Origin of the sequence: Limnohabitans sp. (assembly GCF_044361645.1) — a bacterium.
Lineage (GTDB): Bacteria > Pseudomonadota > Gammaproteobacteria > Burkholderiales > Burkholderiaceae_C > Limnohabitans_A.
The window spans coordinates 1-10,412 of sequence record NZ_JBIKIL010000222.1 but is presented as its reverse complement, the minus strand read 5'-3'; the positions used below and the strand labels follow the sequence as shown (position 1 = coordinate 10,412).

General features: G+C 54.1%; 6 protein-coding genes and 2 pseudogenes. 6 read left to right on the top strand and 2 right to left on the bottom strand.

Annotation, left to right across the window (positions count from 1 at the left end; translation table 11 throughout):
* Together ACIQ39_RS19340 and ACIQ39_RS19335 are read left to right on the top strand one after the other, a co-directional pair.
* Nucleotides 1-420, top strand: a 420-nt coding sequence (locus ACIQ39_RS19340) for a hypothetical protein (protein WP_396436201.1), incomplete at its 5' end; no start/stop codon positions are given.
* A 184-nt stretch (nucleotides 421-604) separates the two neighbouring features.
* The gene (locus tag ACIQ39_RS19335) at nucleotides 605-1,063 is read left to right on the top strand and encodes a hypothetical protein (protein WP_396436200.1); all 459 of its coding nucleotides are present in this window, start codon (nucleotides 605-607) and stop codon (nucleotides 1,061-1,063) included.
* Nucleotides 1,064-1,305: 242 nt separating this feature from the next.
* On the opposite strand, the gene ACIQ39_RS19330 is transcribed toward ACIQ39_RS19335, so the two are convergent.
* Together ACIQ39_RS19330 and ACIQ39_RS19325 are read right to left on the bottom strand one after the other, a co-directional pair.
* The gene (locus ACIQ39_RS19330; protein ID WP_396436199.1) at nucleotides 1,306-1,890 is read right to left on the bottom strand and encodes a class I SAM-dependent methyltransferase; all 585 of its coding nucleotides are present in this window, start codon (nucleotides 1,888-1,890) and stop codon (nucleotides 1,306-1,308) included.
* A 30-nt stretch (nucleotides 1,891-1,920) separates the two neighbouring features.
* Nucleotides 1,921-3,267 (bottom strand): hypothetical protein, encoded by a 1,347-nt coding sequence (locus ACIQ39_RS19325; RefSeq protein ID WP_396436202.1) that lies wholly within the window; start codon nucleotides 3,265-3,267, stop codon nucleotides 1,921-1,923.
* Between ACIQ39_RS19325 and ACIQ39_RS19320 the strand changes: the two genes are divergently transcribed.
* The 4 genes and pseudogenes from ACIQ39_RS19320 to ACIQ39_RS19305 form a co-directional block, all read left to right on the top strand.
* Complete coding sequence (locus ACIQ39_RS19320) at nucleotides 3,151-3,459, top strand: hypothetical protein (RefSeq protein ID WP_396436203.1); 309 nt, start codon at nucleotides 3,151-3,153, stop codon at nucleotides 3,457-3,459. The two genes, ACIQ39_RS19325 and ACIQ39_RS19320, sit on opposite strands and share 117 nt — an antisense overlap.
* 582 nt (nucleotides 3,460-4,041) lie before the next feature.
* Nucleotides 4,042-9,216, top strand: a complete 5,175-nt coding sequence (locus tag ACIQ39_RS19315) for a beta strand repeat-containing protein (RefSeq protein ID WP_396436198.1) — start codon at nucleotides 4,042-4,044, stop codon at nucleotides 9,214-9,216.
* A gap of 205 nt (nucleotides 9,217-9,421) precedes the next feature.
* Nucleotides 9,422-9,907: pseudogene (locus ACIQ39_RS19310) on the top strand (hypothetical protein); the annotation flags it as partial.
* 12 nt (nucleotides 9,908-9,919) lie between these two features.
* Nucleotides 9,920-10,412 (top strand): annotated as a pseudogene (locus tag ACIQ39_RS19305) (heme utilization protein); the annotation flags it as partial.

The following is a 10,412-nucleotide window of genomic DNA, read 5'->3' as shown; positions in this document are numbered from 1 at the left end:
ATGGAAGACGTTCTTGGACTACGTGGTGCAGAGAATCACCCGCCCCCTGCCTCCTTGGTATCCACCAAGTCAGCTCACGATGACAGAATAACTGCCGGATTTAGGATCATTGGGGCAGGCTATTGCCGCAACATGGATCGCTTCGTTCCTCGCGATGACGGGAAAATTCCTCGCGATGACGGGAAAGCGACTCGCGATGACGGGCAAATCACCGTCACTGCGAGGAGCGCAGCGACGTGGCAGTCCATGGATCGCTTCGTTTCTCGTGGGAAACCAACCGAATCATCCCTGCTCGCAAGACAAGCAAGCATGAAAGCGTTTTTTATCGAGTCATCTGACATCAAAGCCAAATTCACACCGTCCTTTATCGCGGCCATCCCGGCGCCGAGCCTTGATGACAGAGCGCGCGAGGGTGTTTGAAAAGGCTTGCCGTGCTCACCGGTTGCTTTCGTCATCAGGGGCTGGGCTGCGGATTCATGGCAGACACAAGCAAAGGGCAAATTACCGTCTCAACTTCAAAGCTCGGCACGCATCTTGCTTTTTATGGTTTTTACCTGGTTCGTCGGCAACCTTTTGCCGCACAACCAGCACAAAGGAGTGAACCATGTTGAATGCTGCTTCCGGCTTTATGGCCAAAACCTCTTATGCGGCGCTGCTGGCCAGCGCGACCCAAGAACTCAGCCCCACCAGAATTCGCCAGTCCATCGCCGAATTGGTGGGTCAAGATCGGCTCTCTGAGGCCGATGTTCTGTCGCTAGAAGCCCTCCAACGTTTTCCAAACAGTGAAGATGTTTTGGTCATCCGCGCCCTTGTCACTCAAGTGCGTCATGACTGGCCAGCGGCAAGTGCGGCCCTGGAGAGCTTGATTCAGCTGCAGGGCCCCTGCGCACAACCTGCATCTTGGGGTCAATGGGTCAGGGTGCTGCGTTGCATGGGTGACGACGGCCAAGCGATGACCGTGGTCGCTCAAGGCTTGGCAAATCATCCTCAAGATGTGCATCTGCTCAAAGAATTCGCAGCGTTGCAGCAAATCTCAACCAAACCTCATCTCAAAATCGTTTGATCCGCATGGCTCAAACCTCTTGGCGAGTTGACCTCAAAGTCGCCAAGGGGATGTGCGGTCTAAAAATGCAGTTGTAACCGTGGGTGCGGCCTACGGGGATGTATTTAGCCGTTTTATTCGGCCTGTCATCAACCGCCTCTACCCCATTCACCCATCGATCTTGTATTGGCGCACCCGTAAATGGCGTGCACTTATTCCATCATGCTCACAAGATTATTGCCTTGCTCGCGTGAACTGTCCATTCAAACGGCAATATTGAAAAGCGATGCCAAGTCTGGTGACATGTCCTGTTTAAAAGCCACTGCGGTCACTGCATAACCGGCTTCAGACGAATGGATATGAGCAAAACCGGCTTGCATCAGACTCTTAACCAAAGATTTGTGCGTAAATCCAGTTTTGTGTGCAAAAAACTCAACGCCACTTTCTTCGATTTGTTTGCCAAAGCCATAAAGCACATCTGACACCAAGATCGGGCCCAGCGCAGACTGATACAGCTCGTCGTCGATATCCAGACCTTTGTCAATCATGGTTTTGACTACCGATAAAATATCTGGAACAACGATGTGAACTCCGCCGCCGGGTTTCAAGACATCCCAGAATCCCCGCAGGACACGCTTGACATCGTGGCGATAATAGTGCTCCAAATTGTGGGAGCAATAAATCATGTCAAATTGGTCTGGGGCCAAACTGGATAACTCGCGAGCATCACAGAGCACATCGGGCTGACCTTTGGGATCGATGTCCAGCAACAAGTGCTCAAAATCTGCATATTGAGCAGGCAAGGGAATGGCTTTGCTGTTACCACCGACATTCAGAACTTTTTTCATGGTATTTTCCTCAGAAAATTTTATATTATTTTAAAAATAATTGATTTTGAAATTATTCAAATTGATTTCACATGACTTTGCTGAAGCTTCGGGCAAATGCCGTGCAATGGCTACAACTTTATTTTCGTATTCAGCATAATTGGGGGCTGCATTCTGATCTAAATTCAAGGACTTGAGCAAACTCAAACCCATGCGCGAGACCAGTGTTTTGCCATATAAAGTCACCAAGGGTACGCCTGCATTCAAAACATCGTTGCTGGTTGAGCCACAGTTATAGGGGTAGGTATCCAAAAAGACATCGGCCAATTTCAAGCGTGCGCAAAATACCGTGTGCCCTGTTCTGGGTGAAAATACAATTCTTTCGGGTGCAACACCCCGCGCCAATGCGAATGCTTTCAGATTTCGGGTACTGGCTTCGTTGTCGTCGATCAGCCAGAGCACCGATTCAGGCAGTTTGTGAAGCAAGCGCAACCAGGTCTCAAACATGTCAGGTGTTATTTTGTAAGTGTTGCCAAATGAGGCCATGACAAATGCTTTTTCGGGTAGCCCCACTTGGTGACGCTCCACGAGGATGTCATCGTTCACGTAGGAAACCAGCGGCAAAAAACTGCTGTCCACATAAAGTGGCTTTTCAGTGAAATACAAGGTCAATTCGTCGGGCAAAACTTGCCGGTCAGCGACCACAAAATCTATCCACGGCATCCCCGTTGGCCCCATGAAGCCCAAATAGGCTCCTTGTCGGGGTGCTGGCCGCAAGGCAAAGATACCGGGTCTGGCACCCGAGCTCAAACCATGCAGGTCAATCAAAACATCGATCTCATCGGCCAATATCAACTCGGCGGCGCTTCTGTCCGTGAGATCGTGAATGCTTTTGAAGTGGTGAAATCCGTTTTTTAATTGCATGCGCAGAGGGGTTTGCTCCTCTGGGCTGAAGTCGTACGCAAATAATTCATACTCTGGACCGTGACCCTGCAACAACCCGGGCAGCAAAAATCCAACGGCATGCTCCCGAAAATCGCCAGAAACATATCCCACCCTCAAGCGCTGGTGCTGATAAGTGCGACCTTGGCACAGGTGTTCTTGCGCGAGGCCGTAGGTTCTGTTGACAAAAGATTGCGAATTGAGCAATTGCACAGCAGGCTCTTCGGTCAAAGCCAACATGGCCAATGGCGAGGTGTAACGCTGCATATCGGCCAAACTGACCCCATGCAGGGGTTTGTAAACAGGCCATTCGCATGATTTTTGCCGTATGTGCACCCAGTGCTGAATCACACCAGGCTGGGCGGGGTCAATGGACAAACTTTCTTCCAAAGCTTGCTCGGCTTGCGCATAGTTTTTAAGTTTTTCCTGAACTCGACCGATGTGATTGAGTGCCACCGTCAAAAACTCATCACTCGGCGGGGTTTTCAAGTACCTGCGACTGACCAAGCGCAGCCATATTTCCAATGCGTGCGTGTCGTCGCCTTGTTTTTCAAACAGCAACCCCAGGTTGATATAGGGTTGCGAAAAATCCCCTTTCATGGCAATGGCCACGCCATAGGCCTGGACCGCTTCTGTGAGTTTCCCTAAATTTTGCAGCATGCCTGCGTAATTGAACAAGGCAAAGTGCTTGTCTGGTGCTTGGGCGTGATTAATCCACAAGGCGTACAAATTCGTTGCTGCCAGCATTTGGCCTTGCCCCTCAAGTTGCTGCGCAAGAGACATCAGTTCAACTTGCGTCATCTGCCCTTGCGCCATGGTCAAGACCAACTCTTGGGTTTCCGGCGAAACAGGCACACGGCCGGATGGCTCCAAAGACGGCGCTTCAAGGTTTGAATTCATTTTTCGATCCGATTGACTGCCATGCAAAGGTCAAAAAGCCACATGCTTTTTGACATTCGTTCAGTACAAGCAATAACTGTTCCCAAAAAAACAAGCTTGCAGATGGCTATCAAAGTATTCAAATAAATGGCCAAAACAAGCCGACGCGGAAATTTTTCGCCGCATCGCTCAAAACCAGCTGTCGCTGTCGAAGACATGGCTCAAGAAAGTCAAACATTTGCCGAATCAACACCGTGGCCAATGAATTGATGCAGCTGACTTGGTACAGCTGAGTCAATTGCACACCACGACCACGTTGGCCTGATGTCAGGTGAACACAAAGGAAATTTCATGTCGTTGATCAGCTCCATCTCCCCCAGTCAAATCCAAAATCTGACCACGACTCAGGTTCGCGATCTTTCAACGGCAGACGTCAAATTGCTGTCAAGCACGCAGATAGCGGCATTCAGCAGCGCTCAGATCGCCGCCATCGAAACTCGCGACCTGCTCGTTTTGACCAGTGGTCAGATCGGTGCATTTGACAGTACCAATTTCTCAGATGGTTTGTTGGTCTATGGCAACAAAAGTTCGCTGCTGACCGCTACACAAGTGCAAGGCCTGACAACTGAGCAGCTGAGCAAATTCTCGACCGAACATTTGGCATTTTTTGATACCAAAGACATTGCCAGCCTGAACACCCAACAACTCAACAGCCTCAAGACCGAGTTCATAGCGGGTCTCAGCACAGCCCAAGTGCGCGCATTGACCACCAACCAACTGGTGGGTTTGAACACTGAGCAATTTTCAAGCCTCACAAACGACAATTTGAAGGCTTTGAGCACCTTGCAGATCAGGGTCTTGACCAGTGCACAACTGAACAGCCTGAGCACTGACCAAATTGCCACGCTGGAAACCACCGACATTGCCGCATTGACCTCAGCCCAGGCCAGCAAATTGTCCAACGACGCGATCCAAGCGCTCACCACCGACCAGGCCAAAGCGCTGTCTACGGCCGCACTCAACGCCTTAACGACAGACCAACTGGCGGTGTTCACGACCGAAAACATGGCCGCGCTGACAACACGGCAAATCATCGGCATCACCGGTCAACAACTTGCCAACCTGAACTCCGAACAGATCGTGGCCCTCGGCTCGTCTCAGTTCAAGGCGTTGACAACAGGCCAAATTGCATCCCTCACGACCGAGCAAATCAACCACATTGAAAGTGGCGATCTGCAAGCGCTGAGTTCAAGCCAGGTCAAAGCACTGACCAGCAACCAAGTGAGCAATTTGACGACCGAACAATTGAACAAGTTGACCACGGCACAGATGCGCTCTTTGTCCACTGGACAGGTGGCTGCGCTGACCTCTGAGCAGGTCAACAACTTGGAAAGCGATGACCTGCAGGCCCTGAGCACCACCCAAATATTGGCCTTGAGCAGCGCACAACTGGGAAATCTCAGTGAGTCACAAACCGCGCTTTTGCTCACCAGTCAAATCGCAGCACTGAGCAGTACGCAGGCCAGCCAAATGTCCAGCGACGCCATCGCCGCCATGGGCACAGCCCAAATCAGGGCCATGAACACGGCAGCTCTCAATGCACTCAGCAGCGACCAATTGAATGCCATCGAAACCGAGGATCTGGCAGCCTTGACCACAACCCAGGTCAACAGCCTGTCGACCACTCAAATCTCCAAATTGAGCACCGACCAAATCGTCGCCTTGACCACCGGGCAAGTTCGCGCCTTGAACAACACGCAAATTGCAGCACTGACTTCGGAGCAACTCAACAGCATGGGGACAGATGATCTCCAGGCACTCAGCACCAGCCAAATCCGAGCCCTGACCACCAGCCAGATCAGTGCCATGAGCAGTGACCAAGTCGCTGCCATGGAGACCGCAGACATTGCTGCGTTGAGCACTGCGCAAGTGGCCAAGCTGTCAACAGCGGCCATCGGTGCGCTGACCGCCGATCAAACTCAAGCCATGGGTACAGCCGCCATCAATGCCCTGACCTCTGAGCAACTGTCAGCAATCACTGCTGACAATATGGCAGCGTTGACATCGACGCAATTGGCTGCGCTGTCCACCCGCCAAGTCTCCAGGCTCTCGACCGAGCAGGTCGCGGCCTTGACCACCGAACAAGTCAAGTCCTTGACCGCCAATGCACTGAACGTGCTTTCCTCTGACCAATTGGCTGCCTTTGAGACGGAGGATTTAGCGGCCTTGACGACGGCCCAAATCGGCCGTCTGTCCACCGAACAAATCACCCGACTGAGTACCGAACAACTGGCGGCATTGACCACGGGTCAAATTCGCGCACTCGGAAACACCCAGGTTGCGGCACTGACATCTGAGCAACTCAATAACCTTGAAAGCGATGACCTGCAAGCACTCAGCAGCAGCCAAATTCGCGCCCTGACCACCACGCAAATCAGCACACTGAGCAGCGATCAATTCGCGGCCATGGAGACCGCCGACATCGCCGCATTGACCACGGCTCAGGTCGTTAAGCTGTCGTCTGGCGCCATTGGCGCGCTCACCACCGACCAAGCCAAAGCACTGACTACGGCGGCCATCAACGCCCTAGAGACCGCCCAACTGGCGGCGCTCAGCACCGAATCGGTTGCCGCACTGACCACCCAACAATTGAAGGCCATCTCGACAGCCCAGGTCGCCAAACTCAGCACAGCACACATTGAGGCGTTGAGCACCGAGCAAGTCAAGTCGTTGACCGCCAACGCCCTCAATGCCCTGACCACAGATCAACTGGCTGCCTTTGAAACCGAAGATCTTGCCGCCTTGACCACGGCGCAGCTGAGTCGACTGTCTACCGAACAACTCACCAAACTCAGCACTGAACAAATCGCGGCGCTGACCACCGCCCAAGTTCGCGGGTTGGGCGTTGCGCAAGTGGCGGCCTTGACCACCGAACAGCTCAACAACATGGAGAGTGAAGACCTGCAAGCACTGTCTGCCACACAGGTTCGCGCGCTCACCTCGCTGCAAATCAGCAACTTAGGCAGCGACCAAATTTCCACCATGGGCACCGCGGGAATTGCCGCCTTGACCACGACTCAAGTCACCCAGCTCTCCTCTGAGGCCATCGGCAATTTGACCTCAGATCAAGCCAAGTCCATCCATACGGCCGCCTTGAATGCCCTTTCATCTGTCCAGCTGGCGGCCTTGTCGACCGAAAACGTGGCGGCATTGACAACCGCACAACTGAGCCGACTGTCCACGGCACAAATTGCACGGTTGAGCACCGAACAAGTCAACGCGCTGACGTCCACCCAAACACCCGCACTGTTGGCGACCCAAGTGGCAGCTTTGACCTCCGCACAGCTCAATGGCCTGAGCAGTGAGATGCTGCAAAGCCTGGGCACCGGACAAATCAAATCACTGACCACCAATCAAATCACCGACTTGGTCAGCGACCAAATCAACCTGCTGACCACAGGTCAAATGCAAGCCCTCAGTAGCGCTCAGCTCAATGCCATGAGCGCCACCAAACTCAACAGCTTGACCAGCAGCAACCTGCAAGCCATTGACAGCGCACAACTGAACAAATTGACCACCACCTTGATGGCAGCGTTGAGCACAGAGCAAGTCGTTGCCTTGAGCTCGGTCCAAGTGAAAGCACTGAGCACAGACCAGATTGCCGCTTTGACTGCAGACCAGCTCAACAACATGGAAAGCGAAGACCTGCAAGCCCTGACCACTGCACAAGTGAAGGCCTTGACGACCACGCAGATCAGCGCGCTCAGCAGCGAGCAAGTCGCCCTGCTCGAAAGCGCCAGCATCGCCGCACTGAGCACCGCCCAAGTGGCCAAACTCTCCAGCGACGCGGTGGCCGCTTTGAGCTCAGAGCAGGCCAAAGCCCTGACCTCGGCCGCACTCAACGCCTTGACGAGCGAGCAACTCAACGCACTCACCACTGAAAATGTGGCTGCGCTGAGTACCGCTCAACTCAGCCGCATGGCCGCTGCCCAAGTGGCCAAACTCAGCACCGAACAGGTCGCAGCTTTGGGCACCGCCCAAGTGCAGGCTCTGAACGCCGTGCAAGTGGCCGCATTGACAGCCGACCAACTCAATGGCATGGAAAGCGACGACTTGCAGGCTCTGTCGACAAAGCAGATTCGAGCCCTGACGACCGGGCAAATCAGCGCACTCAGCAGTGAACAAGTCGCCCTGCTGGAAAGCGCCAACATCGCCGCACTGAGCACCGCCCAAGTGGCCAAACTCTCCACCGACGCCGTGGCCGCTTTGACCTCCGACCAAGCCAAAGCCCTGACCACGGCCGCGCTCAATGCGCTGACCAGTGACCAACTCGCCGCCTTCACCACTGAAAACCTGGCCGCCCTGAGCACATCACAAATCAACCGCATGACCACGGGTCAAATGGCCAAGCTCGACACCGACCAGATCGCTGCACTGAGTACCGGTCAAGTGCAGGCCCTGAGCACCGCCCAGGTTGCGGCCTTGACTTCGGATCAACTCAACAGCATGGAAAGCGAAGACCTGCAAGCCCTGACCACTGCACAAGTGAAGGCCTTGACGACCACGCAGATCAGCACGCTCAGCAGCGAGCAAGTCGCCCTGCTCGAAAGCGCCAGCATCGCCGCCATGAGCACCGCCCAAGTGGCCAAACTCTCCACCGACGCGGTGGCCGCTTTGACCTCCGACCAGGCCAAAGCCCTGACCACGGCCGCCCTCAATGCGCTGACCAGTGACCAACTCGCCGCCTTCACCACTGAAAACCTGGCCGCCTTGAGCACCGCCCAAATCAGCCGCTTGAGCACGGGCCAAGTGGCCAAGCTCAGCACCGACCAGTTCACTGCTTTGAGCTCAAGCCAAGTGCAGGCCCTGAGCACAGGCCAAGTTGCTGCTTTGACTTCAGATCAACTCAACAGCATGGAAAGCGAAGACCTGCAAGCCCTGACCAGCAAACAGGTTCAGGCCTTGACCACAGGTCAGATCAGCACACTGAGCAGCGATCAAGCCGCCTTGCTCGAAACAGCGGACATCGCCGCATTGAGCACAGCCCAAGTGGCCAAACTCTCGACCAGTGCAGTGGCAGCACTGAGTTCGCAGCAAGTTCAGTCGCTGAGCTCCAGCGCACTGAACGCGCTGACCAGCGGTCAAATTGCCGCACTGTCCAGTGATAACGTGGCTGCTTTGACGGTCGCCCAGCTCTCCAAGCTGTTTGACACGCAGATTGCCGAGTTCAGCACCGATCAGATCGTGGCCCTGACCACCGAGCAAGTGTCCTCGCTGAGCAGCAATCAAATTCGTGCCCTGAACTCCGAGCAACTCAACAGTTTGGCAAGTGACGATGTTGCTGTGTTGACCAGCGCGCAAATTCAAGCCTTGACCAGCGCCCAGATTGGAACGCTGTCTTCGGACCTGATCCAGCTGCTTTCGACAAGCCAGATCAATGCCTTGACCACGGACCAAACCCCTGCGCTGAGCTCGACGCAAATCGATGCGATGACCAGCGAGCAAATTGGGGCGCTGCGGTTCTGAGTGTCTGGCCATGGGGGTAAGCAGGTCGTTTGGCCTGCTCACCACTGATGCTGATTAAAAAATTGATCCCCAACACGCGAATTTTATTTATAAATTAAAGAATCTAACCGCAATGCCGATTCTCAATTGACTGCCCTCAATTCAAAAACGCCAAAGACTGCTGCTTAAAGCGGGAGTTGTTTTAAGCACCACCAAAGGTCTCACCATGTCATCCATCAGTTTTTTATCGGCCAGTCAAGTCCCCCACTTGACGACCGGACAGATCAAAAACTTGTCAACGACCGAAGTGAGCTTGCTGTCATCGACGCAAATTGCGGCATTGACAAGCACCCAGATTGGTGCGCTTGAATCACGTGATTTCGCGGTGCTGAGCAGCACACAGATCGCGGCTTTTGATGCCAGTAAATTTTCTGACGGACTTTTGGTGTACGGCAATAAAAGCTCATTGCTCAGTGCGACCCAGGTTCCTGGACTGACGACAGCCCAGCTGAACTCATTCACCAGCAAACACCTTGAATTTTTTGACACCAGGGACATGGCCAGCTTGTCAACCACCCAGTTGAACAGCTTCCAAACCAACGTCATCGCCAACCTGAAACCACAACAAGTTCAAGCCCTGACCAGCGGGCAACTTGCGGGCCTTACAACGAATCAGTTTTCTAGCCTTTCGACGGGCAGCATCAAAGCCTTGACCACGCAACAAATGAGTGCTTTGACAAGCGATCAATTGAACAGCCTGAACAGCGCCCAAATAACTGCGATAGAAACATCGGACATTCGTGCCTTGACCACGTTGCAGATCAGCACCTTGAACACCACGCAGATCACGCGTCTGAGCACCGCCCAAGTGGCCGCCCTGAGCACCGCGCAGGTCGCCTCCTTGACCACCGCGCAGCTCAACGCCATGGCCAGCGACGACCTCAAGGCCCTCACCACCGCCCAGGTCAAGGCCCTGACATCCACCCAACTCGGCGCGCTGACCAGCAGCCAAGTGGCCCTGATGGAGACCGCCGACATCGCGGCCCTGAACACCGACCAGATCAACAAACTCTCCTCCGGTGCCATCGCCGCCCTGTCCACCAGCCAAATCAAAGCCTTGAGCTCGGCACAGCTCAATGCGCTGACCTCGGCGCAACTGACCGCCATGGAAACCGCCGATGTGGCCGCCCTGAGCACCGCTCAGATCAGCAAACTCA

What these genes read in the sequence shown, in the direction of transcription:
- ACIQ39_RS19315 (WP_396436198.1), top strand. Translation starts at nt 4,042, where the DNA reads ATGTCGTTGATCAGCTCCATCTCCCCCAGTCAAATCCAAAATCTGACC.
- ACIQ39_RS19335 (WP_396436200.1), top strand. Translation starts at nt 605, where the DNA reads ATGTTGAATGCTGCTTCCGGCTTTATGGCCAAAACCTCTTATGCGGCG.
- ACIQ39_RS19330 (WP_396436199.1), bottom strand. Translation starts at nt 1,890, where the DNA reads ATGAAAAAAGTTCTGAATGTCGGTGGTAACAGCAAAGCCATTCCCTTG.